The sequence below is a fragment of the Gemmatimonas phototrophica genome, assembly GCF_000695095.2.
Classification (GTDB): Bacteria; Gemmatimonadota; Gemmatimonadetes; order Gemmatimonadales; family Gemmatimonadaceae; genus Gemmatimonas; species Gemmatimonas phototrophica.
The window spans coordinates 1,090,546-1,115,540 of record NZ_CP011454.1 but is presented as its reverse complement, the minus strand read 5'-3'; the positions used below and the strand labels follow the sequence as shown (position 1 = coordinate 1,115,540).

General features: G+C 63.5%; 18 protein-coding genes. 13 read left to right on the top strand and 5 right to left on the bottom strand.

From position 1 onward, the window contains the following. Positions 1-7 precede the first annotated feature (7 nt). Positions 8-2,116, top strand: a complete 2,109-nt coding sequence (locus GEMMAAP_RS04615; protein ID WP_053334259.1) for an ATP-dependent helicase — start codon at positions 8-10, stop codon at positions 2,114-2,116. A 211-nt stretch (positions 2,117-2,327) separates the two neighbouring features. Further along, positions 2,328-5,183 (top strand): M16 family metallopeptidase, encoded by a 2,856-nt coding sequence (locus tag GEMMAAP_RS04610; protein ID WP_026850055.1) that lies wholly within the window; start codon positions 2,328-2,330, stop codon positions 5,181-5,183. Positions 5,184-5,293: 110 nt separating this feature from the next. Here the strand turns inward: GEMMAAP_RS04610 and GEMMAAP_RS04605 are convergent, their stop codons facing one another. Beyond that, positions 5,294-6,373, bottom strand: coding sequence for an aminopeptidase (locus tag GEMMAAP_RS04605; RefSeq protein ID WP_082821063.1), 1,080 nt, complete (start codon positions 6,371-6,373; stop codon positions 5,294-5,296). A 7-nt stretch (positions 6,374-6,380) separates the two neighbouring features. Here GEMMAAP_RS04605 and dnaE point away from each other — a divergent pair, with 7 nt between their 5' ends. The 8 genes from dnaE (at position 6,381) to GEMMAAP_RS04565 (ending at position 17,746) form a co-directional block, all read left to right on the top strand. Next, on the top strand, positions 6,381-9,878 hold the full coding sequence (gene dnaE / locus GEMMAAP_RS04600) for a DNA polymerase III subunit alpha (RefSeq protein WP_026850057.1): 3,498 nt from the start codon (positions 6,381-6,383) through the stop codon (positions 9,876-9,878). 30 nt (positions 9,879-9,908) lie between these two features. Further along, the gene (locus GEMMAAP_RS04595; protein ID WP_026850058.1) at positions 9,909-10,877 is read left to right on the top strand and encodes an acetyl-CoA carboxylase carboxyltransferase subunit alpha; all 969 of its coding nucleotides are present in this window, start codon (positions 9,909-9,911) and stop codon (positions 10,875-10,877) included. A 78-nt stretch (positions 10,878-10,955) separates the two neighbouring features. Then, complete coding sequence (locus tag GEMMAAP_RS04590) at positions 10,956-12,149, top strand: PSP1 domain-containing protein (RefSeq protein WP_158514733.1); 1,194 nt, start codon at positions 10,956-10,958, stop codon at positions 12,147-12,149. A 48-nt stretch (positions 12,150-12,197) separates the two neighbouring features. Continuing rightward, a complete protein-coding gene (gene metG, locus GEMMAAP_RS04585) occupies positions 12,198-13,730 on the top strand; it encodes a methionine--tRNA ligase (RefSeq protein WP_043581069.1) in 1,533 nt (510 codons plus the stop codon). A 180-nt stretch (positions 13,731-13,910) separates the two neighbouring features. Further along, positions 13,911-15,782 (top strand): pilus assembly PilX N-terminal domain-containing protein, encoded by a 1,872-nt coding sequence (locus GEMMAAP_RS04580; RefSeq protein ID WP_026850059.1) that lies wholly within the window; start codon positions 13,911-13,913, stop codon positions 15,780-15,782. Positions 15,783-15,792: 10 nt separating this feature from the next. Further along, entirely contained in the window at positions 15,793-16,371 is a 579-nt protein-coding gene (locus tag GEMMAAP_RS04575) for a pilus assembly FimT family protein (RefSeq protein ID WP_158514732.1), read from the top strand. Then, positions 16,368-16,799: a type IV pilus modification PilV family protein gene (locus tag GEMMAAP_RS04570; protein ID WP_075071424.1), complete on the top strand. Its 432-nt coding sequence runs from the start codon at positions 16,368-16,370 to the stop codon at positions 16,797-16,799. The genes GEMMAAP_RS04575 and GEMMAAP_RS04570 overlap by 4 nt, the downstream gene beginning before the upstream one ends. Next, entirely contained in the window at positions 16,799-17,746 is a 948-nt protein-coding gene (locus GEMMAAP_RS04565) for a PilW family protein (RefSeq protein ID WP_026850062.1), read from the top strand. Before GEMMAAP_RS04570 ends, GEMMAAP_RS04565 begins: the two co-directional genes overlap by 1 nt. A gap of 248 nt (positions 17,747-17,994) precedes the next feature. Here GEMMAAP_RS04565 and GEMMAAP_RS04560 read toward each other — a convergent pair whose 3' ends face one another. From GEMMAAP_RS04560 to GEMMAAP_RS20715, 3 genes are all read right to left on the bottom strand, one after another. Further along, positions 17,995-18,558, bottom strand: coding sequence for a LemA family protein (locus tag GEMMAAP_RS04560; protein WP_026850063.1), 564 nt, complete (start codon positions 18,556-18,558; stop codon positions 17,995-17,997). A gap of 114 nt (positions 18,559-18,672) precedes the next feature. Beyond that, entirely contained in the window at positions 18,673-19,407 is a 735-nt protein-coding gene (locus tag GEMMAAP_RS04555; RefSeq protein ID WP_145979002.1) for a nucleotidyltransferase domain-containing protein, read from the bottom strand. After that, positions 19,391-20,260, bottom strand: coding sequence for a TPM domain-containing protein (locus tag GEMMAAP_RS20715; RefSeq protein ID WP_162493363.1), 870 nt, complete (start codon positions 20,258-20,260; stop codon positions 19,391-19,393). Before GEMMAAP_RS20715 ends, GEMMAAP_RS04555 begins: the two co-directional genes overlap by 17 nt. Before the next feature lie 380 nt (positions 20,261-20,640). Between GEMMAAP_RS20715 and GEMMAAP_RS04545 the strand changes: the two genes are divergently transcribed. The 3 genes from GEMMAAP_RS04545 (at position 20,641) to GEMMAAP_RS04535 (ending at position 23,370) form a co-directional block, all read left to right on the top strand. Continuing rightward, positions 20,641-21,411, top strand: coding sequence for a DsbA family protein (locus tag GEMMAAP_RS04545; protein WP_082821060.1), 771 nt, complete (start codon positions 20,641-20,643; stop codon positions 21,409-21,411). A 29-nt stretch (positions 21,412-21,440) separates the two neighbouring features. Beyond that, positions 21,441-22,748, top strand: coding sequence for a 3-deoxy-D-manno-octulosonic acid transferase (locus tag GEMMAAP_RS04540; protein ID WP_026850067.1), 1,308 nt, complete (start codon positions 21,441-21,443; stop codon positions 22,746-22,748). 121 nt (positions 22,749-22,869) lie between these two features. Further along, a complete protein-coding gene (locus GEMMAAP_RS04535; RefSeq protein WP_026850068.1) occupies positions 22,870-23,370 on the top strand; it encodes a hypothetical protein in 501 nt (166 codons plus the stop codon). Between the two features lie 106 nt (positions 23,371-23,476). Here the strand turns inward: GEMMAAP_RS04535 and GEMMAAP_RS04530 are convergent, their stop codons facing one another. Continuing rightward, positions 23,477-24,979 (bottom strand): RagB/SusD family nutrient uptake outer membrane protein, encoded by a 1,503-nt coding sequence (locus GEMMAAP_RS04530; RefSeq protein ID WP_145979001.1) that lies wholly within the window; start codon positions 24,977-24,979, stop codon positions 23,477-23,479. Between the last annotated feature and the right edge of the window lie 16 nt (positions 24,980-24,995).

The following is a 24,995-nucleotide window of genomic DNA, read 5'->3' as shown; positions in this document are numbered from 1 at the left end:
TAAGTACATGGCCGACCTGCCCCGCATCCATACGCCGCTCCCGGCCCGACGCATTGTTCCTCCGGCGCCCTCCCCCGACGGCCCGGCCCTCAATGCCGCTCAGGCCGCCGCCGCCAGCCATGGGGACTCGCCGCTCCTCGTCGTCGCCGGCGCCGGGTCGGGGAAAACGCGGACCCTTATTCACCGGGTGGCCGCCCTCATTCACCGCGGTGTGCCCCCCGGCCGCATCCTGCTGCTCACCTTCACCCGTCGCGCCTCGCAGGAAATGCTCAGCCGGTGCGAACGGCTGGTCGGCTCCGATTCCCAGCATGTCCAGGGCGGCACCTTCCACGGCATTGCCCACCGCCTGCTGCGAAAATTCGGCCCCGCTGCCGGCCTTCCGGCCGACTTCACCATTCTCGACCAGTCGGACGCCGGCGACCTCATGGGGCTGGCCCGCGCCGCCCTCGGCTACGGGGACCTCAAAAACGCGCCCCGTGGCGCGCCCCGCTTCCCGCGCGCGGAAACGCTCGTCTCCATCTACTCCCGCCACGTCAACACGTCGCAGGAGGTGGCCAACATCCTCGGCGAACAGTGGCCGCACTTCATCAGTTGGGCGGGCGACATCGAGCGCTGCTTTGCCGACTATGTGAAGCGCAAGAGCGAACGCAACCTGCTGGACTACGACGACCTGCTGCTGTCGTGGGCCCTGCTGTTGGAGCAGGCGCCGCCCATTGCCGAGCAGATCCGGGCGCTCTACGACCATGTGCTGGTGGACGAGTACCAGGACACCAATCCGCTGCAGTCCCGCATTCTCCGGGGGCTCTGCACCAACGGCAACATCACGGTGGTGGGTGACGACGCGCAAAGCATCTACGCGTTTCGTGGCGCCACCATTCGAAACATCCTCGATTTCCCGCACCAGTTTCCCGGCACGCGCATCGTGACGCTGGAGCAGAACTACCGCTCCACGGCGCCCATTCTCGAGACCACCAACACCATCATCTCCCGGAGTACCGAGCGCTATTCCAAGCGCCTCTGGACCGAGCGCGATGGCGGCGAAGCGCCGTGGCTGGTCACGGTGCGCGATGAGGCGGCGCAGACGGCCTTCGTGGTAGACCGCATCTTGGAGTTGCACGAACAGGGCACGCCCCTGCGCGAAATGGCCGTACTCTTTCGTGCCGGCTTCCTCAGCGCCGACCTGGAAATCGAACTGGCCAATCGCCGCATTCCGTACGAAAAGTGGGGCGGGCTCAAGTTCCTCGAGGCCGCGCATATCAAGGACATGCTGGCGTTCCTGCGGGTGCTGGAAAATCCGCGGGACGAGGTGAGCTGGTATCGCATTCTGCGCCTGCTTCCCGGTGTTGGGGACGCCACGGCCCGCGCCGCGGTGGACATGCTCATGGCCCACCATTGGGAGCCCATGGCCATTGGCGGCGTGCGGGCCGCCGCCCGCTCCCGTCCGGCGTTGCTCGCGGTATCGGCGCTCTTTGACGGGATGCGACGGGTCGAAAAGCAGGATCGTCCGCACAGCCCGGGAGAAAGCATTCGCCTGGTGCGGCAGCTGTACGACCCCATTCTCAAGGGGACCTACGACGACGCGCCGCCGCGACTGGCCGACCTCGACCAACTCGAGATTATCGCCGCCGGCTACGCCGACCGCACGTCCTTTCTTGCCGCCCTGGCCCTCGAACCGCCAGCCGCCACGCAGGATCTGGCCGTGGGCAGCACCGACGAAGACGACGCACTTATTCTTTCCACGGTGCACTCCTCCAAAGGCAAAGAGTGGGACGCGGTGTTCGTCATTCATGCCGCCGACGGCATTTTCCCCATGGCCCGCGCCGCCAGCGACGAAGCGCAGGTGGAGGAAGAGCGGCGGCTGCTGTACGTGGCCATGACGCGCGCCCGCAACGAGCTCTATGTGACCTACCCGTTGCAGAGCTACGCCACCCGCATGGGCGCCGACTTTGCCTTTTCGCAGCTCACGCGCTTTCTCGACCAGGGCGTGCGGCAGACGATGCAACGCGTCACCCTTGGCGATGCAAATCCCCCGCATCAGGCACTGCCGGGCCCGCGCGAGGGGGCTGTCATCGAGCCAATTGTGGATTTGCGGGCGCTGCTACGCGGCAAATTCTGATTGGTGCGCCGGAGCTGCTTACGGCTGCTGGGCTGGCACCGCTGAACTGCATTGCGAGGACTGGCCCTGTCCGCCACATCGGAGCAGTCCTCGTAAGGCAGTTCTAACCAAGCCAGAGACCAATACCGAATGGGCCCCCGCAAACCGTGACACGTGTGTATCGTTCACGGGTCCCCAATGTTTTCCAACACAGTCAGCAGGAACACTCTGAATGAAAGTCGCACTCTCGGCACAGCGGATTGCTGCAATGCTGGCGTTGATCACCGCGCCAGTGGCACTGACGGCACAGACCGCCAAACCCACAGCCAAACCCGCGGCGACAGACTCGTTTGCGCTCACCGCACCACTCCCCATGGACCCGGCGGTTACGGTCGGGACGCTTCCCAACGGCATTCGCTACTACATCCGGCAGAATGCCAAGCCGGAGAAGCGGGCCGAGTTGCGACTCGTCATCAATGCCGGCTCCATTCTCGAAGATGATGACCAGCGCGGACTGGCGCACTTCGTGGAGCACATGGCCTTCAACGGCACGAAGTCGTTCGCCAAGAACGACATCGTGAAGTATCTCGAGAGCATTGGCGTGCGCTTCGGTGCCGACCTGAATGCCTACACGAGCTTTGACGAAACGGTGTACATCCTCCCGGTGCCGACCGACAGCGCCGGCATTCTCCCCAAGAGCTTTCGCTTCCTGGGCGATGTAGCCAGCGGGGTGCTGTTCGACAGCGCGGAAGTCGTGGCCGAGCGCGGGGTGGTGCTTTCCGAGTGGCGCAATGGACTGGGTGCCGGCGAGCGTCTGCGTGACAAACAATTTCCCGTGATTTTCCGCGGCTCCCGGTACGCCGAACGGCTTCCCATTGGCAAACCGGAGATTCTCGAAAAGGCCAACCCGGGCCCGGTGAAGCGGTTCTGGCGCGACTGGTATCGACCGGACCTCATGGCGGTGATTGCCGTTGGCGACGCCAACCCGGCGGAACTGGAACGCCTTATCCGTTCGACGTTCAGCGGAATTCCCAAGCGTACCGCGCCACGCCCGCGCACGCTGGCGTCGGTCCCGACGCACGACAGTACCCTCGTCACCATCGCCACGGACAAGGAACTCACCACGTCGAGCGTGGGAGTGTTGTGGAAGCGTCCTGGCAAGAGCACGCGCACCGTTGGCGATATGCGTGAGGATCTGATCAATCGCCTGTACAATGGCATGATCAACCAGCGCTTTCAGGAGCTGTCGCTCAAGCCGGAAACGCCCTTTACCGGCGCTGGCGCGAGCAGCGGTGGGTTCGTGCGTGGCAGCGAGCTCAATGCGCTCGACGCCGGGGCCAAGGAAGGGAAGATCATCGAATCGTTGCAGGCGCTGCTCACCGAAGCGGAGCGCGTGCAGCGTCATGGCTTCCTTGCGAGCGAATTGGAGCGGGCGCGCACCAACACCCTGCGCAGCTACGAGCGCAGCTTTGCCGAGCGTGACAAGACGCCCAGTGGGGCCTTCGTGGATGAGTACATCGCCAACTATTTGAGCGGTGAGGGCGCGCCGAGCATTGCCTTTGAATACGCCGCCGTACAGAAGTTGCTGCCCACCATTACGCTGGCTGAGGTGAATGCGGTAGCCAATGCGCGCGGTGGCGCCGCCAACCGCGTGGTCACGGTGACGGTCCCGGAGAAGGATGGATTGCGGGTTCCCACCGAAAGCGAAGTACGGGCCGTGTTTGGTACGGTGGTCGCCTCCAACATCACGCCGTGGGTGGAAACGGTAGCCGAAGGGGCTCTGGTGCCCACGACCCCGTCCGCCGGCAAGGTGGTGAAGGAAGCGCGTATTGCCGCGCAGAACATCACCGACTGGACGCTATCGAATGGTGTGCGGGTGCTCATCAAACCCACCGACTTCAACGCCGACCAGATTCTCATGTCGTCGTTCAGTCCAGGAGGCGCGAGCCTCGTGGCCGACAAGGATGCCTTCAAGACGTCGCTGGCTCCGTCCATCATTGCCGCCGGTGGCGTGGGCAGCTTCTCCACGATTGATCTGCGCAAGAAGCTCACTGGCAAAGTGGCCTCGGCCACTCCGTCCATCAGTGATCTGAGCGAAGGCATGTCCGGTGCGGCATCGCCGAAGGATCTCGAAACACTGATGCAGCTCATCTACCTGCGCTTCACCGCCCCGCGCGCCGACAGCACGGTATTCAAGGCGCAGCTGCAGCAGTTCGAGCAGTTCCTGAAGAACAAGGACGCCAACCCCATGGCGGTGTTCAGCGACACCATTCAGCAGACGCTGGCCGGTGGGCACCCACGCGCCCGTCCGCTCTCCATGGAGATGCTCAAGGAACTGGACATCAACGAACTGCTTACGATCTACAAGGATCGGTTCAGCGATGCCGGTGACTTTACCTTCTTCTTCGTAGGCAACGTTGACCTTGCCACCTTCAAGCCGCTGGTGGAGCAGTGGCTGGGCGCGCTCCCCACTGCGGGACGCAAGGAAACGCCGCGTGATGTGGGTCCCACGCAGTTTGCCGGAGTGATCGACAAGGCCGTGAAGAAGGGGATCGCTCCGCAGAGCCAGTCCATTGTGCTCATGGCCGGCTCGGCACCCTGGAATCGCGAGGATTCGTATGTGTTGTCGTCGCTTGGCGAACTGTTGCAGATGCGCCTGCTCGATCGCCTGCGGGAATCGTTGGGAGGGACGTATTCGGTGAGCGTCACCTCGGCGTTCTCCCGTCGCCTGCGGCAGGAGTGGCAGGTGGCCATTCAATACGGATCGGCGCCGGATAAGGCCGACACCATGTTTGCCGCCGTGCGCGACGAAATGCAGAAGCTGCGCACCACGCCCCCCACCGCCGCCGAGCTGGAGCGGGTGAAGGAGCAGCAGCGCCGCGAATTTGAAGTGTCGCAGAAGCAGAACGGCTACTGGCTGAACACCATGCGCACCCGGGTGGAAAACGGCGACCCGCTCGACACCATGGGTGACTATCTCACCCTCATCAACGGGCTGACCGTGGAGAAGCTCTCGGCCGCCGCGCAGAAGTTCCTGGTCGAGTCCAATCGGGCACGGTTTGTGTTGCTGCCGGAGACGTCGAAGTAATCCTGGCTCCTGGAACCGATGGCACGAAGGCATCCAAGGCATCCGAGGCATCCAAGAAGATCAGTAAACTTGGATGCTTCGGATGCCTTGGATGCCTTCGTGCCATCGGTTCACCGCCCCCCGGCTAATCGCACCGAATCTTTGTGCGCCGCAATGACCCGCCGAATGGCTTCCTTGATGTCACCACCGGCCGCGGCGTAGACCGAGTCGAAGCGATCGAGGCGCTCCGCATAGACACGGCGCGACAGCAGCACGGCGTTATTGAGCGGCACACGCTCCACCCAGCCGGCCGGGTAGCCTTTGAGCTGCGGGCCTACGGTGTCCACGAGTCGGCGGCGTGCGCGGGCGTACACGGTATCGCGTGAGGCGATGCGCAGGGCCTTCGCCGAATCGGGAAGCGTGGCGAAGACACTGTCAATTTCTTTGGCCGTGCGCTCCCAGAACGCGCCCAGTACCAGATCGTCCTGCCAGTCATCCTGCGCCCGCTTGAGCAACGTGCTGTCGCCCTTGGCGCGGAAGAAGTGCTCGGCGCCTCGCCCGCCCACAAACGTGGCGAAGGATTCGTTGAACGACACCTGCCCTTTGGCAAAGAACGTCGTGTGCAGCAGTTCGTGCAGTACGGTGTTCACCAGCGTGACGCTGTCGGCCTTGACGGTGGTGCTCACCAGCGGGTCGTTGAACCAGCCCAACGTGCTGAAAGCGCTGGAGGGCCCCACGGTGACATCGAAACCCTCGTTGCGCAGTTGCTCCGCGGTGCGTTGGGCCTGGGCGAAGTCGAAGAACCCCTTGTACGGAAAGCTTCCCACCACGGGGAACCACCACGTTTTGCGCGCCAGCCGGTCGCGATAGGCGGCCGAGACCACCAGCACGAGCGTATCCCGGTCAAGCTGGGAGAAGGTGGTGAAGCTCTCTTCAGCATCGAGGCGCAGCGAATCGACGGCAAACTGCCGGGCCTCGAGCACCAGAGCCAGTTTGGCGCGCAGCGCAGGTTCAGTGCTCTCGCGGGCTACGAGTTTCGGAATGGGCTGCCGTCGGGCGAGGATGCGCGCTTCTTCATACGCCGCCCGGGAGATGTAGCATCCCATGGGGGTGACGCCAAGGAAGAGCACCACCGCGGCGGCGGCGACGGTACCAAGTGGTTTGAGCAGCCGGCGCAAGATCTGCCACGGCCTACCGTGCTGAGGTATCATTTGAGGTATGTCGTTTGTTCACCTGCACTGCCACTCCGAATATTCGCTCCTTGACGGCGCGAACCGTATCGAGGATCTGATCAAGCGCGCCCAGCATTACGAAATGCCGGGGCTCGCGATCACCGATCACGGTAACATGCACGCCGCCTGGGAGTTCCAGGAGAAGGCGAAAAAGGCGGGTGTGAAGCCCATCCTTGGCATGGAAGCCTACGTGGCGCCGGGTGACCGCAAGCAGCGCGGGCGCCCTGCCCCCGGGGTGAAGCCGTATTACCACCTCGTACTGCTTGCCCGCGATCTGGTGGGCTACAAGAATCTGGTCAAGCTGACGTCGCTGGCCTATACCGAAGGCTTCTACACCAAGCCGCGTATTGATCGCGAGTTGCTGGCGAAGTACTCCGAAGGGCTCATTGTGTCGTCCGCCTGTTTGGCCGGAGAAGTGGCCGGGCACCTGATGGACGACCGCATGGAGGAAGCGCGGAAGGCGGCCGAGTGGTATGCGGATGTGTTCAAGGACCGCTACTACCTGGAAGTGCAGGCGCACACCAGCGAAGGACAGGCACGTCTCAACGCGAAGATCCTGGGGCTGGCGGACGATCTGAGCCTGCCGGTCATTGCCACCAACGATGCGCACTTCCTCAAGCATGAGGACCACGACGCGCACGATGTGCTGCTGTGCATTGGCCTCGGGAAGGACCGGAACGACAAGGAGCGGATGCAGTACGACGACGGGCTCTACTTCAAGAGTCCCGACGAAATCCGTCCCTTCTTTCCCGGTCGCGAGGATGTGCTCACGAACACGCTGGCCATTGCCGACAGCGTGGACGTGCAGTTTGCCAAGAAGTATTACGTGCCGTCGTTCCCGCTGCCCGAGGGTGTGGCCACCGAGAACGACCTGCTGGTGCAGTTGGCCACGGATGGCGCCAAGGAGCGGTATGGCAGTCCGCTGCCGGCCAACGTGCAGGAACGGCTGGATTACGAGTTGGGCGTCATTACGAAGACCGGCTACGCCGGCTACTTCCTGATTACGGCCGACTTCATCAAGGCGGCGCGCGATCGTGGCATTCCAGTGGGTCCGGGGCGCGGATCAGCGGCCGGTTCGCTGGTGGCCTACGCCACGCGCATTACCGATGTATGTCCGCTGGAGTTCGACCTGCTGTTCGAGCGCTTCCTCAATCCGGAGCGCGTGTCCATGCCCGACGTGGACGTGGACTTCTGTTTCGAACGACGCGGCGAAGTCATTGAGTATGTGCGACAGAAGTACGGGAAGGACAGCGTAGGGCAGATCGTCACCTTCGGGACGATGAAGTCGCGCGCGGCGGTCAAGGACGTGGGGCGCACGCTTGGCTTTTCACCGGCGGAGACCGACGCGCTGGCGAAGCTCATTCCCAACGCCCCGAACAATTCGCTCACGGTAGCGGAAGCCGTTACGCAGGTGCCGGAAGTCAAGCAGCTCTATCAGGATGAGCGCTACCGGCAGCTGCTCGACTTTGCCATCAAGCTCGAAGGGTTGTCCCGTCATACGGGCGTGCACGCGGCCGGCGTGGTGATTGCACCAGGCCCGCTGGATGAGTTTGTGCCCATCTGCACGCAGGCGTCGAAGGGATCCGGCGGTGACGGCGACGAGCGGGTGATCGTGACCCAGTACGACATGACGGCGCTGGAGAAGGCCGGCATGCTCAAGATGGACTTTCTGGGGCTGACGACGCTCACCGTGATCACCGACACGATCAAGGCGATCAAGCAGCGCACAGGGGTGGAAGTCACGCTCGAGGAGCGCGGCTTCACTGACGAAAAAACGTATCAGGTGTTGCGGGCCGGGCGGACCGGCGGCGTCTTCCAGTTTGAATCACCGCTCGCGACCGACGTGCTCAAGCGCATGCGCTGCGACCGGTTTGACGACCTCGTTGCCTCCAACGCGCTGTTGCGACCAGGGCCGCTCGACGCCGGTATGCACAATGTGTACATCCGGCGAAAGCGGGGCGAAGAGCCCACGGTGTACGCGCTCCCCGAGCTGGAGCCCATTCTTTCCAATACGTACGGCGTCATCACGTATCAGGAACAGGTGATGCGTATTGCTCAGGTGCTGGCGGGCATTTCGCTGGCAGAAGCCGACGTCTTGCGAAAGGCCGTGGGCAAGAAGGATGCGGAGCTCATCAAGAAGGAGCTCGGCAAGTTTTCCGAGAAGGCGATCGCGAAGGGCTACGACCCCAAGATCATTGAGGAGTTGGCCGGACAGATTGAGACGTTCGGACGGTATGGCTTCAACAAGAGTCATTCCGTTGCCTACTCCGTCGTCGCGTACCACACCGCCTTCCTCAAGACGCATCACCCCGCCGAGTTCATGGCGGCCCTGTTGTCGTCGAACATCGGGAAGACCGAAGAAGTCATCAAGTACATTGCCGAAGCGCGCGAAATGGGGCTGGACGTACTGGCCCCGGACGTGAACGAATCGGGATGGCGCTTCACGGTGGTGGCGGACAAGCGCATTCGTTTTGGCCTGGGAGCAATCCGCAATGTGGGGCGCGGCGCCATCGATTCCCTGCTGGCGGCGCGTGAGGACGGGCCCTTCACCAGTTTGTACGACCTCTGTTCGCGGGTGGACCTGCGTCTGTGCAACAAGCGGGTCTTTGAAGCGCTCATTGCTGCCGGCGCCTGCGATGGGCTGGGTGGGCATCGGGCGCAGCTCATTGCGGCGTTGGATGCCGCCATCTCCGAGGCCGCGCTGCAGCAGGAAGAGGCGGAGAAGGGGCAAGGTTCTCTGTTTGGAGATCTGCTGGGCGGCGGGCCGGACGCCAGCGACACGCCCAGGAAATCAGGGGCTCCCACCCTGCCCAATATCCCCACCTGGACGGAAAGCGAGCGCCTGCAGCGCGAAAAGGAGCTGCTGGGCTTCTACATTTCGGGACATCCGCTCGAGAAATACCGAACAGAGTGCGAACTCTTTGCCACGCACACCGTGGCGCAGCTGGGAACGTGGGTCCCGGAGGCGGTCATGATCGGGGTGGTGGTGACCAGTATCAAAAAACAGATCTCGAAGCGGTCGGGGAATGAGTTTGCCCGGTTGACAGTCGAGGATTTTTCCGGATCTTCCGAGGTGCTGGTCTTTCCGGAGGCCTGGGGGGTGATCGCGGAGCGGGTGCGTCCGGACATTCCCCTCCTGCTTAAGGGCGGGTACTCCAAGAAGGACCAGGGTGTCGAAAACGCCACATTCATCGTGGAAGGTGTGACGCGCTTCGAGGAAGTGCGCGCCAACGGTGAAGTGGCCGTGGCGATCGATCTGGCCCCCGGGCTGGATCTTCCCGCTGCAATCATGGACGACGTTCGGGCGAAGGTGGAAGCCAATGAAGGATCGGCCCCGCTGGAGCTCCGCTGGTGCGACGCGAATGGCCGATCGGTGCGATTCCGATCCAAATCGCTGACCGTCACGGCGTCTGCCGCAATTCTTTCCGACCTTCGCGCGCTGCTTGGCGCCGACCGGGTGCGTCTTGTGCGCACCGGTGGCTGACGGGCATCACGTGATCTTTCCAGGATAGCCATGGCTGCTGCCCCGGTTCTCGAGTTCGAGCGCCCCATTGCGGAACTCGAAAAACAGATCGAGGAGCTCAAGCGACTCGCCTCCGAACAGTCGATCGATGTGTCGCGCGAAATCGCGCCACTGCAGTCGAAACTGGCCGAGGTGCGTGTTCAGGTGTATCAGAACCTCACGCCGTTGCAACGGGTGCAGGTGGCGCGTCTGTCGCGTCGCCCGTTCACGTCCGATTACCTCAAGCACGTCTTTACCGACTTCATTGAGCTGCACGGCGATCGGCTGTTCCGTGAGGATGCCGCGATCATGGCCGGGTGGGCCCGCCTCGACGGCGAAACGGTCATGGTGATTGGCCACGAGCGCGGCCGCGACACCAAGGAAAATCTCAAGCGCAACTTCGGCATGCCGCATCCGGAGGGGTACCGCAAGGCGCTCCGCCTCATGAAGCTGGCCGAGAAGTTTCAGGTGCCGGTCATCACGTTCATCGATACGCCCGGCGCGTGGCCTGGTCTTGGCGCCGAAGAGCGCGGCCAGAGTGAAGCCATTGCCCGCAACCTGTTGGAGATGAGCAATCTGCAGGTCCCCATTGTGGCCACGGTCATTGGGGAAGGTGGCTCAGGTGGTGCACTGGCTCTTGGTGTAGCCGACCGCGTCCTCATGCTGGAGAATTCGGTGTATTCCACGATTTCCGTGGAAGGATGTGCCGCGATTCTCTGGAAGGATGGCAAGAGTCCGGAGATGCGCGAAAAGGCCGCGACAGCGCTGCGCATTACCGCCAACGATTTGCTCGAACTGCGCATCATCGACGAAATCGTGAAGGAACCGGCCGGTGGGGCACACGCCGATCATGTGGCCACGGCCAGATCGCTGCGCGACAGCCTGATGCGCAACATTGAGGAGCTGCGACGCCTCAAGCCGGACAAGCTCGTGCGACGTCGTCGGGAGAAGTTTCTGCGCATGGGTCAGTTTACCGAATAGGCGTTGGTGGTTGTGGGACACCTCATTGAAGTCGCATTCCGGGGGAACCGGAAAGAGTTTTTTTCGTGGGACGGCGAGGTGCCGCCCCCGCTTCGCGCGGCCGTCATTGTCGAGGCGGATCGCGGCGAAGACTTCGGGCGCGTGCACAGTACCGGTGAACTGGCGGCGGTACGTTGCAACGGGTGCGCCCATGGCTGCGGCACGGCGCCGCCACCGCGGAAGGCGCTGCGTCTCGCCACCAAGGCCGACGAACAGCTGGAGCGCGTCCTCACGGAAGAGAATGAGCTGGCGCGCCGCGCGTCCATGGAGCGGGTAAAGGCCAACGGCCTGGTCATGAAGCTCACCGATGCGGAATGGCAGTGGGACCGTCGAAAGCTCACGATTTTCTTCACCGCCGAAAAACGGGTGGATTTTCGTGGTCTGGTGCGTGACCTCGCGGCGCAATTCAAGACGCGCATTGAGCTCAAGCAGATCGGCGTCCGCGACGAAGCCAAACGGCTCTCCGGCATTGGACGGTGTGGTCGCGAATATTGCTCGGCATCGTGGCTGCCAGACCTGCGCCCGGTGAATCTTGGCGTGGCCAAAGACCAGAAGCTGTCACTCAATCCGCAGCAGATTTCCGGCGCGTGCGGGCGACTCATGTGCTGCCTGCGCTACGAGCACGAGTTCTACGTGCAGAGCCGCCGGAAATTCCCCAAGGAAGGGAAGATTCTGGTCACGTCGCGCGGCGAGGAGAAGGTGGTGTCATGCGACATCTTTCATGAGCGCGTCACGCTGCGCAGCGTGGAAGGGGACACCCGGATCATTCCACTGGCTGAACTCAAATCGGAAGTCGGTGGCGAAGCATCGGCCGTGCTGGTGGAATCGGCCAGCGATACGGCGCACGAGGGTGCCGCCGCCTCCGACCCGATGATGGACACCGGTACCATCTCCATGCTCGACACGGCGGAGTACGAGGCCGTGTCCATGATGGATCTGCTGCCGCCGCGCCCCATGTCCGCCCCTGCTCCTGTTCTTCCCGAACTGCCGGCCACCGTAGCCGCGGTTGAACCGGCGCCGGCCGTGAGTGAGCCTGAGGCAGACGCTGGCCCGGATGACGACGAGGCCCCGTCTGCGGATGGGTCCCCGCGGCGGAAGCGTCGCCGCGGCCGCCGTGGCGGCCGACGCCTTCGGGCGGCAGAGGAGCGCCGCAAGACGGATGGGGACGCGGCCGACGGGTCGGTGGACGAGGGAGAGGACGGGGACGGGGACAGCGACGGCGACAGCGATTAGGCATCGGCCCGGTGCCTCACCGGGAGGCCGGTGGCTTAGATTGGTGCCATGGCTCGATTCTATCTGACTACCGCCATCGATTATGCGAATGGCGACCCGCACCTTGGACACGCGCTGGAGAAGATTGGCGCGGACGTGATTGCCCGGTACCGGCGCCTGTGTGGCGACGACGTGCACTTGCTCATTGGCATGGACGAGCACGGGCAGAAGGTGCAGCAGACGGCGGCCAAGGAGGGCGTGGCGCCCCAGGCGTTCACCGACCAGATCGCTGAGCGCTTCAAGGGCACGTGGGCCAAGCTGGACGTGTCGTATGATCAGTTCATCCGGACCACCGAAGCGCATCACAAGGCGGGGGTGGCGGCGCTGATCCGCCGCATCGCCGAACACAGCCCCGACGACTTCTACGAGCGGTCGTACAAGGGGATGTATTGCGTCGGGTGCGAGGCGTTCAAGCAGGATGCCGATATCGTGGACGGCAAGTGCGTACTGCACCCCACCCGGGTCATGGAAGAGGTGGAGGAGCGCAACTGGTTCTTCCGGTTGTCCAAGTATCAGGGATTCCTGCAGGAGCTGCTGGCGAGCAACCCGTCGTTCTGCGAACCGGAGAGTCGCCGCAACGAAATTCTGGGGCTGCTGGCGCAGGGACTCGAGGATATCTCGGCGTCGCGCGCCCGACTCGATTGGGCGGTGCCGTTTCCGCTCGCGCTGTCGAACGGCGAGACGCAGGGCACCTATGTGTGGTTTGATGCCCTTCCCAACTATCTCACCGCCACGGGCTTCCCCGATGCGGGCTATGAGACACGGTGGCCAGCCGATCTGCACATCATTGGCAAGGACATCACGCGTTTCCATGTCGTGATCTGGCCCGCCATGCTGAAGGCGGCCGGACTCCCGTTGCCCAAACAGGTGTGGGCGCATGGCTTTGTGCAGTTGGGGGGCGAGCGATTCTCCAAGAGCGCCGGGGTGAAGCTGGACTTGCACGAAGCCATCGATCGCTACGGCGCCGATGCCTTCCGCTATGTGCTGCTGCGCGAAGTGCCCTTCGATGGCGACGGCAACTTTTCGTGGGAGCGCTTCGAAGAGCGGTACACCAGTGACCTGGCCAACGCGTTCGGCAATCTGGCCAGTCGTGCGATGGCGATGGTGGAGAAGTACTGCGATGGCGTGGTTCCGGCATCCACCCGTCCCGAGGTTGAGGCGGGCGATGATGAGGATATCGCGGCGTATCATGCCGCCATGCACGGCGAGAATGGATGGCTGCTGCACGATGGCATCACGGCCGTCTACCGCATGACGTCGCGAGCGAATGAGTACACCGCCGCGACCGTCCCCTGGGGCGTGGCCAAGGACCCGGCACGGCGTGCGGAGCTCGAGCAGATTCTGGCCTCGCTGATTCGTCGCATTGCCCGACAGACGGTGTTGCTCGCCCCCTTTATGCCAACCAAGACGCAACAGGTATGGGCGCAGTTGGGTGGCCAGGGGGCGGTCGCCGATCAGCGCTTTGATGCCCTGGACACGCTGGACGTCACCGGCTGGCGGGTCACCAAGGGCGATCCCTTGTTCCCGCGTCCACAGCCCTGACCGGCGAGTTTGCCCCTTCGGGGCCCGTTACACCACAAGCAATGTCTATCAGAAAGCGCGCCACGAGCGTTACGTGGCGCGCTTTTGCGTTTTAGTGTGTTATGCATGCCAGTTCATGAATGTTGCATCATGAAGAGAACGTCGTATTTCCTGTGTGACGCCTTTGCGCAGGAGATTCCTATGACCGTTCGTCGAGTGTCCGGCCCCATCACGCGCCCCCGGCGCGGCATGGCCCTGGAAGTCGTGCTGCTCATGTTGGTGATGTTCTCCGTGATCGTGCTGGCCGGGTTATCGGCCGTCACGACCATTTCCCGCACCTCCAACGCTGACTATCGCGGGGCACGCGCCTCGTACGCAGCGGAGGGGGGCGCGGACGACGTGATGTCGCAACTCGACGCCGCCATGCAGGATGGCATCATCAACGGCGAAGACATTGCGGCCATACAGCGGCCGGAAGTGACCGGCTACCGCATGACACAGAGCACCCGTACCACTGGTGCTCCCATCACCCGCACCATCACGTCGGGGCCCTTCAGCGGGTTGTACTCGCTCAATCAGCCCATCGACATCGAGGTCACGGCGCGCGACACGTCGGGCAATCGCGCCACGACGGTGCTGTCGGTGAACGCCCAGACGATTCCGCTCTTCCAGTTCGGTGTCTTCTACGAAGGCGATCTGGAAGTGCTCCCGGGCGCGCCCATGACCTTCGTGGGTTGGGTGCATACCAACGGCAACCTGTACGTGTCATCGGCCAGTGCCACGTTCCAGAGCAATCTCACCACACCGGACAGTGTGTTCTGGCAACGGAAGGATCGTGCCGAACGCCTTAACGGCGTGCGCATCAACAACGAAGCGGGCACCCCGGTACTGCTCGACTTCGACTCGCGCAGCCATTCCAATCCGCAGTTCAAGATTCGCAGTCAGCAGCGGTTCAACAATCGGCTCATGTCGGGGGCGCATGGCGTTCGGCCGCTCAAGTTGCCGCTGCCGGTGAATACGCCGCCCATCACGCTCGTGCAGCCGCGGCTCGGGACCGACAACGCCATGGTGCAGGACGTGAAGATGGCGTGGAAGGCCGACTGGTATATCACCGTGGATGCGTCGCTGTTTACCGCCACGAATGATACCACGGAAATGAAGGACGACTTCTGCGACAACATCGTGCAGGAGCGCAGTGCCGGACTGGCGCTGCCCAGTGTGGCCATGTGCCGCAAGATCTTCAAGCCGCGCCGCGATGCGTTCTATGAGGGGCGCGAAGATACGCGCGTTGCCGGCGTGACCACGGCCGTACGCCCGGATCTGATTGACATCCACATGGACTCGTTGCGCATCTGGAGTGATTCGGCTCCCGCGAGCCGCGCACCGCGCATTCTGTACATCAATGTCATCAACGCCAACGCCGGCGATACGCGCCGGGACTTCGTGGCGGTACGCCTGCGCCAGGGCGCCCAGTTGCCCAAGTCACGTGTGTCCTCCGATACCGGTGGACTGACGGTTGCCACCGACCGGCCCATGTACATCCTGGGAGATTACAACACCACGATCTGGCGCCCCGCCGCCCTCATCAGCGACGCCATCACCTTTCTGTCGCACCCGCCCAACCCCAACATGGATGCACGCACCACGTGGCCATCGGGCACGCGCTGCACCGGTAGCAGCGCGGGGTGGTGTGATGTGAACCAGCAGGTAGCCGATCAGAATACCGCGCGCCCCACGACGGTGAACGCCGCATTGCTCGCCGGGCATTCGGCCACTGTGGCGGATTGGATGCGCGCCGGTGGCGCGCAGCAGTACGGTGGTGGGCTCGAAAACTTTCCGCGCTTTCTCGAGAATTGGGGCGGGGTCACCTTCCGCTACACCGGATCACTCGTCTCGCTCTTCACCAGCCAGTTTGCCACCGGCCTGTGGGGCAACAACTCGGGGGGCAACTACTACTCCGCGCCCACGCGTCAATGGAGTTTCGATGTGAATTTCCGGTTCCCCGAGCGGTTGCCGCCTGGCACGCCATCGGTGGGGACCGTTCTGCAGACGGCGTTCCGGCCGCTGTACTGAGGTGATGACCATGACCCGAGCTCCTTTGACGTCCCGGCATCCGCGTGGCTACACCATTCTTGAGCTGGTCGTGGTGGTATGCATCGTGGGCATCACCATGGGGATTGTCGCGCCCCGCTTCCGGATGAGCGGCGCGACAGCCGTGCAGTTGGCCGGCACGCAACTCGCGCAGGATATCGACGTCACGCGCACGCGCGCGCTGTCTACACGGCAGCGTTCACGGGTGGCGTTCCGGCAGTCGCTGAAAGCGTATGGTGGCTACCTCGATCACAACGACGATGGCACCATTGGCGAGATTGCCGTGGAGTGGCAGGAGCTGCGCGGCTTTGGTGAGCGTGCCCTGCCCCGCGGCGTGGTGTACGGTCGCGGGTCGCTGCCATCCATTCCGGATGATCCATCGGGCGGAGCCATCACCTTTGCCGATAGTCGGGTGGAATTCGATTCCCGCGGCCTGGTGACGCCCCAGGGGACCGGCGGCGTGGTGTACCTGCAAAGCGAGAGTGAACGGGATGCCGTGGTGGCCATCTCCGTGGCCCCGTCGGGCAACACACGACTCTGGACGTGGCGAGGGGGGGAGGGATGGAAATGACAGCTCATGCGCAGCGGCGGCGCCTGCCGCGTGCACGTCGGGCACGGAAAGGCTTTACGCTCATCTCGATGATGGTGGCGATGGTGTTGCTCATTGTCGGGGTATCGGCGTTGGGGACCGCCAACGCCTCCACGATCACGCTGCAAACGCTGGCCCAAAACCGCACGAACGCCATTGCGCTGGCCCGCAGCTACGTGGAGGAAGTGCGCACTCGCGATCCATGGCTGGTGGAAAGCGAAGGGGCCGTGCGGTTGAACGCGGATGGGGTGGCCAGCAGTACAGGCGCCTATGTCCGTACCATGACGGTGCGCGAAACGCGCAACAATCTGGTGGAGATTGAAGTCCGCCTGGATTACCCGCGCGCCACGCAGCCGGTGAAACTCACCACGTCGCTGTTCCGCGGGAACGGCCTCTCCGGAGCCAACTGATGTCTACGCCTCGTATTCCTGCCCGTGGTCGGCGTCGTGGCGGCTTCACGTTGCCGGAAGTCCTCATTTCGCTCACGGTCGCCATGGTGGTCATCAGTGGGGCCGTGGCGTTCTCCGTGCAGAGCTGGACCACCCGACGCGGATGGACGGTGCGCGAAACGGTAGACCGTGACGCCCGCTTCGTGGGGCTCTCGCTGGCACGCGATGTTCAGGAAGCGGGCATAGCCTTCACAAGCACCGCGGTCTTTGCCTCGGTCGACACGTACGGCGATACCATTTCCATTCTCTCCGTGCCATACGAGCCCACGGAGGCCGGCGTGTATCCCATTTACAACGATGGCGACACGCTACCCACGTACCCGCCGGGTGGAACGTGCGGCGCAACCTGCATTGATTTTCAGCGGGTGAACGGCGCGTTTGATCTGGAGTCGGGCGATCTGGCACGATTGCAGGTGGGAAGCACCCGCCGGCTGTTGTTGCTCACGTCCGTAGTGAGTCGCCCCAACAATCTCTTCCGGGTAAACTTCCTCCCCATTGAGAAGCTGGTGAACAGACCGTCAGGGCTGGACAGTCTGCTGCTCATGCGTGCGGGCACCTCGATTCAGAAGGCCAATCTGGTGATGTATTGGCGGGACCCCTCGCGGCAATATCTCATGCGGGCCAGCAAACTCGACTTGAGTGGACAGCCCGTTGGCGCAACAATGGCCGGCAACGTCGAGGCGTTCCAGGCAAAGCTGCTCTTCACCACCGGCGCCGAACACGGGACCTACAATGGCATTGATGCCGATACGACCAACGATGGCAACGATATCATTGGCGTGAAGGTGCGGGCCAAGATTCGCAGCACCAAAAGTGATCCGACGGTGAACGATGGGCAACCCATCGCACGCTGGTACGAATGGCGCGTAGCCCCGCGCAACCTGCTTTATGAGAAGAACAGGATGTGAGATGTCAGCTCGCAGATTCGGGACGTAGACGTTGAGAGGTGCGAGTCGCGAGTTGTGATGGATATCGACAATGAGCGGCGAGACAAAAACGACAATGAGAAGTCCGAGTGCTGGTCCGCTGTTACAGCGGATGAAGCACTCGGACTTCTCATTGTCGTGGTTATCTCGACACTCTCACCTTCGATTTCCATCGCACACTCGCGAATCAGACCGCTGACCTCTGATTCTCGATTCGGCGAGCTCAGATCTCACTTCTTCTCGAAGTCGACCGTTGGCGCAGCGCGCGATGCGGCGTCGGTGACTTCAAAGTATTCGCGGGGCTTCGCGCCGGTGGCCTTGGCGGTCATGACGGCCGGGAACTTCCGGATATACTCGTTGTACTGCCGCACCGCGCCGTTATAGTCGGTGCGTGACACGGCAATCCGGTTCTCGGTGCCGGTGAGCTCATCCTGCAGGCGCAGGAAGTTCTCGTTGGACTTGAGCTCAGGATACGCTTCCACGGCCACCGTGAGACGCCCCAGCGCGCCGGTGAGCTGCTGATTGGCGTTCGCCAGCTCGGCCGGATTGGTACCACCCGGCTTCTGCAACGCCCCCATCAGACCGGCACGGGCCTGCGTGACCTCGGTGAGCACCTTTTCTTCCTGGGCGGCGAAACCCTTCACCGTGTTCACGAGATTCGGAATGAGATCGGCACGACGCTGCAGCTGCGCATCGATGTTCTTCATGGCCTGCGCCGCCTGCTCGTCGTACGACTGAATCGTGTTGTACCCGCACGCCCCAAGGGCGAGCGGCAGAGTGAGCGCGACCATCATGGCGCGACGACGGGACTGACGGAGAAACGACACGGATTGCTCCTTGGAAATGACAGATGTGAACGTGTGATACACTACGGACACCGCGGCACGCGGGTTACAGCTGGACCGGAGCTAGCCGGCGTACTGGTTGAGATACGCCACCAGCGCCGTCATACCGGCTACATACCCCTCGAGCACCCCTTCGGTCTCACCCGCCGGGAGCACCGTGCCACGCTTGAGCGCGGCGACCCGGTCGTACGACTCTACGGCAAAGCCGCAGCGCGCCCCTATCCAGGACACCACTTGCCCGGCGTCCCGTGGTGGCTGTTCGCCATGCAGGCGCATGACGGCCCGGAAGATGACCAGCAGCGTGCTGAGGCTGGCGCGCAGCAGCTCCTGCTGTCGCTCCGTATCCGTGCCGGCCACCATGACGCCGCGGCGCAGCCGCAACAGCTTGCCCATGGCTTCCTGCTCCACCTGCAAACGCAGATCCGCCGCCTGCACCACAACGCCTTCCAGCGGTAACGTGCCAAAGAGCACCTTATGCCGCTCCAGAATGTCGGCGTACTCCATGGGGAAGATGTCGGCCGACGACTGCCACTCCTGCGCCGTCATCTCCAACACCGGCGGATTGCCCGCTTCCTGCCAGCCCCGCATGGTCTGCCCCAGCGCACGCAGCGTCGCCAGCGGCAACGTATCGGCAATGAGCAGTACGTTGATGTCGGATTTCCCGGCAATGTCTTCTCCGCTCGCCGCAGAGCCATAGAGCACCACCGCGCGCAGGGCATCACCGTGGGCCTGACGCAACTGGGCCACCAGGGCCTCGAGCGTCATCGTCTGTCCCGGCTGCTTACCAGTCTGAGCCACCACCACCTCCGCTGAATCCACCACCACCACCGAAGCCGCCAAATCCACCACCACCGCCACCGCCAAAACCACCACCGCCCCAGCCACTGGACCCACCGGTGAACACACCGGGGCCCGGAACCGGAATGGGAATGCATCCCACACAGCCACGACGGCGATTTCCGCCCAATGAGCTGAGCACAAAGAATACGATGATGATGACCAGGACGATCGGGAATCCGCCGTCCTGATTGCGGCTGCGCGACGACCGACGAACCTCTCGCGGTTGTCCATCCAACGTGACGTTGAACGCCGCCGCATATCGATCAGCCACGGCAAACGACAACCCCTCCAGGGCGCCCGAATAGTCCTGGGCGCGGAAGCGGTCGGTCTGCTCGCGGCACAGCTCGCCCGCGGTCGCGTCGGTAATGAACCCCTCGGCGCCCTGCCCCACCTCAATGCGGCAACGGCCGCGACCATCTGTCGCGGTTTCCTTGGGCACGATCAGGATGATCACACCGGCGTTGCGCGCGGCATCCCCAATCTGCGCGTTGGCGCCCACCTTCCACTCGCGGCCGAGGCGCAGCGACACTTCCTCCACCGGACGCCCCCCGAGATCGGGGAGGGTGACCACCACCATATCGCCGCGCGTGGCCGCGTTGAGCCGCTCGGCAAGCGACACCAACCGCGCCTCGGCATCGGGAGAGATGACGTTGGCGAAATCGTTCACATAGCCAACCGGCTGCGGCAAGGCCGGAGGCTGCGCCATCACGCGGAGCGGCAGCAGGCCCAGGCAAGCCACGGTCAGCAACGCCGCCATACGGACGGCGCGGGAGCAGGCGCGATTGATCAGCGTGTTCTCAGAAGCTGGCACACTATGAAGTATAGGCATGTCTACAGGTACTACGCGCTGTGGACGCCAGGAGTGTCAGAATCGCACGGGCAGCGAGACTCCAGAGGTGGGACGACGATGTGAGAACTTTGCGAGTCGAGACAATGCGATGGATATCGAATGTGAGAGTGTCGAGATGACCACGACGATGAGAGGTGCGAGTGCTGGCGTCCGCTTTGTTGGGGCGGGTGCTGGCGTCCGGTTGGGAGTACCCCACACCGGCGCCTTTGGGGCGGTGGCCCCGCACGTCGGTACCACGACCGGGGTGGCCCGGCGCCCGCACCGCCCCCCACACCGTACCTCGCCGCGGCCCGCAGCACGTACCGGATGCGCCGGATGGGCTTGGGCGCTAGGCTTCAGGTATGTCTCGCACCCTTACAGTTTTCCGGTCCGTCGCCCTGACGTTGACCCTCGGCGCGGTCGTGGCGTGTGGCCGGGCCGATGCGGCATCGCGGCAGATGGACTCCAGCGCCAGCGCCGGGCAGGGCGCCGCAACGCCCGCTTCCGCCGTAACCAGTGCGCCGTCCCTGTCAGGCGCCGGCACCGACTCCCTGGCCAACATGGCCATGATGCAGGCCGCCGATAAGAGCCGACTGCTGGGCCCGGAGCAGGCCATGTGGGTGGTCATGGTCAGTGACTTCCAGTGCCCCTACTGCAAACAGTGGCACGACTCCTCCATGGCGCAGCTCAAGCGTGACTACATCAATCCGGGGAAAATCCGGTTTGCGTACATGCACCTGCCTCTGGAGAGCATCCATCCGCACGCGCGGGCCGAGGCGCAGGCGTCGCTGTGTGCCGGCGTGCAGGGGAAATTCTGGGAGTATGCTGACGCACTCTTCGCGAGCTACAACACCGTGAAGACCATGGGCGACGTGTCACCGCTGCTCTCGCGGATTGCCAAGGACATGACGCTCAACGTGCCCGCCTTCGACAAGTGCCGTACCTCGGCGCCCATTGCCGCCCTGGTGTCGAACGACATCGCGCAGGCCAACCAGGCCGGTGTGCAGTCGACGCCGTCGTTCATTGTGGGCAGCTTCCTGGTGCAGGGCGCCATGCCCTACAAGGACTTCCGGAAGGCCATCGACACCGCATTGGCGGTGGCAAAAGCGGCCAAAGGCGCCACTTCGCGCTGAGTCGCTGGCTCGCGCGTGTGCGCTGACGCATGAATCCGCTGCTCCGCCCCCTGTACGCCGGCGCGGTGAGTCTCGCCCGTGCTGCCGCCCTCATTGCACCCGACGCTCCCCACAAGGTCTGGCGTTCGCTACGCGCACGTCGCGGTGTGCTAGCGCGCTGGCGCCAGCAAGCAGCACAAACTCGCGACACGCAGCGGCCGTTGGTGTGGATGCACGCCCCATCCGTGGGCGAAGGCCTGCAGGCCCGTCCGGTCGCTCATGCCCTGCGAGAGGAGCACCCGCAGGTACAGCTGGCGTATTCCTTCTTTTCGCCCAGCGCGGAATCGTTTGCGGCCTCGATTGGCGCCGACCTTACCGGCTATCTGCCCTTCGATTCGGCCCACGACGCTGACGCCATGCTGGACGCGTTACGGCCGTCGGTGCTGGTATTTGTGAAGCTCGATGTGTGGCCAGTACTGGTGGAGCGAGCGGCTGCGCGTGGTATTCCCGTGCTCATGCTGAGCGCAACGCTCGCAGCATCATCGGGGCGACGCGGTGTACTCTCGGGGGCACTGTTGCACGACGCCTATGGCGCTCTTGCGCGCGTGGGAGCGATTGATGCGGACCATGGTGCTCGGCTCGTAGAGCTGGGGGTGCAATACGAACGCATCGTAACCACCGGCGACACGCGGTTTGATCAGGTGTGGCAGCGCGCGCAACGGGTGAGCCGGAGGAGCGCGCCGGTATCCTCCACGGCAAGTTCGCGTCCCACCGTGGTGGCGGGCTCCACCTGGCCGGCGGACGAGACGGTGCTGTTGCCGGCGTGGGAACAGCTGCGCAAGAAAATCCCCGACGTTCGGCTCATCATTGCTCCGCACGAACCCACCCCAAGCCATGTGGACTCATTGCTGCGCTGGGCCCGTGCAGCAGGATTCCGGGCCGCCACCTTGAGCGATATTGAACGGGTGGGCGATGAGCGCACGGCTGATGTCATTGTCGTAGACCGGGTGGGCGTGCTGGGCGACCTCTATGCCAACGCCAACGTGGCGTACGTTGGTGGAGGATTTCACTCGGCTGGGTTGCATTCGGCCATTGAGCCGGCGGCGTTTGGGGCGCCGGTGGTCTTTGGCCCGGGGCACCACATGAGCCGTGAAGCGGGGCTCTTGCTCCAGGCCGGGGGAGCCGCCGAAGTACACGATGTGGAGACCATGCGGCATACACTGGTGCGCTGGCTGCGGGACGAGACGGCACGGGCGGAGGCGGGTCACGCAGCGCAGGAGATTGTGGCGCGGGAACGTGGAGCAACCCAGCGCAGTGTCTCGCTGGTGGCCGAGTATCTGTCGGTCGGCGTTGGCTGAAACGATTGGCGCGGCGCGGGTTATTTTAGGGCGGTGTGGTGTGGAGCGACGTATCGGGACTCTCCGCAACCGCTGACGAGTACGTGCAGTCCCCCTTCTCGGTCAGAACAGGAGTTTCGTGATGTCACGCAATGTGTATTTCCCTGGAGTGATCGCAGGGCTGGCGCTCTGTGGGGTGACGGTAACGGTCCAGGCCCAGGACTCCATCAAGGTGATGCAGGCACGGGTCTACGAAGGGCCGTTCCGCCCCATTCAGCAGACGTCCGGTGGCGTTGGCATGCGTGGGTCACAGCGTGTTTTTGGCCAGATCAAGATCGCGACCCGTGAATCCAACGATCGGGCCAAGGTCACGCTCATGATCAACACCAGCCTGAACCAGACCGAGATCCTGAACTGGTCTGTGAATCCTGGCCGCTGCGGGAGCGGATCGGTACCGTTCATGCCCGTTGCCCAGTTTCAGGGTATCGAGATGAGTACCAATGGTCGTGGCGAACTCGACATTCCTGAGATGCAGCTTTCCATTCCGCCGAACTCATCGACGGTTCACGTAAACGTGTACCGTGGTGGCACCGGGCTGGAAAGCGTGATTGCCTGTGCCAACCTCAAGTTGAACGACAAGTAAGGCGAGCCGTCGTGGCAGGATATACCGTTCGCGGTTGCCCCAGTGCACCACAAACAAGAAGGCCCCGGCATTTCTGCCGGGGCCTTCTGTTCTCTGAACGTCAGGCTCAGCCGCCGAACGTGTAGATGGGGAGACGCAGCGTCTCGAGTTCCTTGGCAGGAATCGGGATCTGACGGAACGTGCCCGCCTGGATCTGCTCGAGGCGACGGCCATCAAACAACGTCAAGCCGTTCGTGTTGAGCAATTCCACGTCGCGCTCGTAGCTGATGGCGGCGAGCAGCGCAGCGGAGTTCGCAGCAACCGGGTCCAAACCACCACGCGTGACACGCGTCTTGTTCACGAGCGTCGCGGCGCGGTTGAGGTCACCATTCGTGCGCACCAGCGCTTCGGCGATCATGAGATCGTTTTCGGCAGCGAGCACGTATGGCATGGCCTTGCCGGCCTTGGTGGAACCGGCCACCGCGAACGACACTTCGCGCCAACGGCGGTGGTAATACGGCGACTGCATGTAGATACCGCGCGCCGGGTCACCAATGACCGTGCCGAGATACACGTAATCGGTGGTGATGCCGGTGAGGCAAGCCGCCGGCTGACCGGCGCCGGTGCACGGCGTGGTCACCGCGCCCAAACGACGGTCAACAGGCACCGGGGCCACGTTGGTGCCGGCGTACTTGGCCGGAACGTTCGGGGCCATACGGTTCACGAGACGCTGGTCCACGCGGGTCCAGGAATCGAGGTTGCCGTAGTTCTGGATCTGGCTGTACCAGACGTTGTCACCGTCGTTGAGGACGCTGAAGTCGATGTCGGTGAGGCCCGTGCCGGTGATGCCCTTGTCGGCGTAAGCCAACACGCGCTGCCAGTTGGTGGCCGTGTTTTCCGCACCCGTACGAGCCGACAACATGAGCGTACGCGCCGCCATGGTGTTGGCAACGCGGTTGATGTTGGCGGCCGTCTGCGGCACGGTGAGCGGCAACACGTCAGCGTCCCACGTCCACGTCTTGCCGGCCGTGAGGGAAATAACGGCATCCCAGCTCTTGAGCGCCGAGTCACGCACCTGCGCGTACGGGATCAACTCTGGGGCCTTGGAAAGATCCGTGCGCTCCGTGATGACGAAGGCCTTGTCAAACAGCAGCGCCAGATTGGTGAGCGCACCCGCCTGAGCGAAGAGCGCCGCGGATTGCGTCTTGGCGTTGCCGTCCGTTCCCGGAATTACGATACCGGCCGCGATCGCCTTCAGCGCATCGTTGGCAGCACCGAGCGCGCCGTAGTTGCTGTCCCACGGGCGTACGGTGGCCGCAGCGTCTGTGCCGGCCGAATTGTTGTTGTAGGCAATGCGCGGCTCAAGGTTGTTGAAGCGCATGCCGAAGTTGCCGAAGTTGGACGTTCCAGCGTCTGCCGTGACCTGGAGCATCATGTACGGCTCCTGGTGCGTCGAGACGATGAACCAACTGTTCACCGACGACTTGCCGATCTTGGCGACGTCGGCCGGACTGGCCAGCGCGCGCGCAATATCGGGGTTGTTCGGATTGGCCACCTCGAGCTCGGCGCAGGCCGCGACAGACAACATCGCGGCGGGCGCCAGCATCGAGCGAAGGATACGAGTCTTCACAAATAGTCTCCGTTAT

What these genes read in the sequence shown, in the direction of transcription:
- GEMMAAP_RS04615 (WP_053334259.1), top strand. Translation starts at nt 8, where the DNA reads ATGGCCGACCTGCCCCGCATCCATACGCCGCTCCCGGCCCGACGCATT.
- GEMMAAP_RS04610 (WP_026850055.1), top strand. Translation starts at nt 2,328, where the DNA reads ATGAAAGTCGCACTCTCGGCACAGCGGATTGCTGCAATGCTGGCGTTG.
- GEMMAAP_RS04605 (WP_082821063.1), bottom strand. Translation starts at nt 6,373, where the DNA reads ATGATACCTCAGCACGGTAGGCCGTGGCAGATCTTGCGCCGGCTGCTC.
- dnaE (WP_026850057.1), top strand. Translation starts at nt 6,381, where the DNA reads ATGTCGTTTGTTCACCTGCACTGCCACTCCGAATATTCGCTCCTTGAC.
- GEMMAAP_RS04595 (WP_026850058.1), top strand. Translation starts at nt 9,909, where the DNA reads ATGGCTGCTGCCCCGGTTCTCGAGTTCGAGCGCCCCATTGCGGAACTC.
- metG (WP_043581069.1), top strand. Translation starts at nt 12,198, where the DNA reads ATGGCTCGATTCTATCTGACTACCGCCATCGATTATGCGAATGGCGAC.
- GEMMAAP_RS04580 (WP_026850059.1), top strand. Translation starts at nt 13,911, where the DNA reads ATGACCGTTCGTCGAGTGTCCGGCCCCATCACGCGCCCCCGGCGCGGC.
- GEMMAAP_RS04575 (WP_158514732.1), top strand. Translation starts at nt 15,793, where the DNA reads ATGACCCGAGCTCCTTTGACGTCCCGGCATCCGCGTGGCTACACCATT.
- GEMMAAP_RS04570 (WP_075071424.1), top strand. Translation starts at nt 16,368, where the DNA reads ATGACAGCTCATGCGCAGCGGCGGCGCCTGCCGCGTGCACGTCGGGCA.
- GEMMAAP_RS04565 (WP_026850062.1), top strand. Translation starts at nt 16,799, where the DNA reads ATGTCTACGCCTCGTATTCCTGCCCGTGGTCGGCGTCGTGGCGGCTTC.
- GEMMAAP_RS04560 (WP_026850063.1), bottom strand. Translation starts at nt 18,558, where the DNA reads ATGATGGTCGCGCTCACTCTGCCGCTCGCCCTTGGGGCGTGCGGGTAC.
- GEMMAAP_RS04545 (WP_082821060.1), top strand. Translation starts at nt 20,641, where the DNA reads ATGTCTCGCACCCTTACAGTTTTCCGGTCCGTCGCCCTGACGTTGACC.
- GEMMAAP_RS04540 (WP_026850067.1), top strand. Translation starts at nt 21,441, where the DNA reads ATGAATCCGCTGCTCCGCCCCCTGTACGCCGGCGCGGTGAGTCTCGCC.
- GEMMAAP_RS04535 (WP_026850068.1), top strand. Translation starts at nt 22,870, where the DNA reads ATGTCACGCAATGTGTATTTCCCTGGAGTGATCGCAGGGCTGGCGCTC.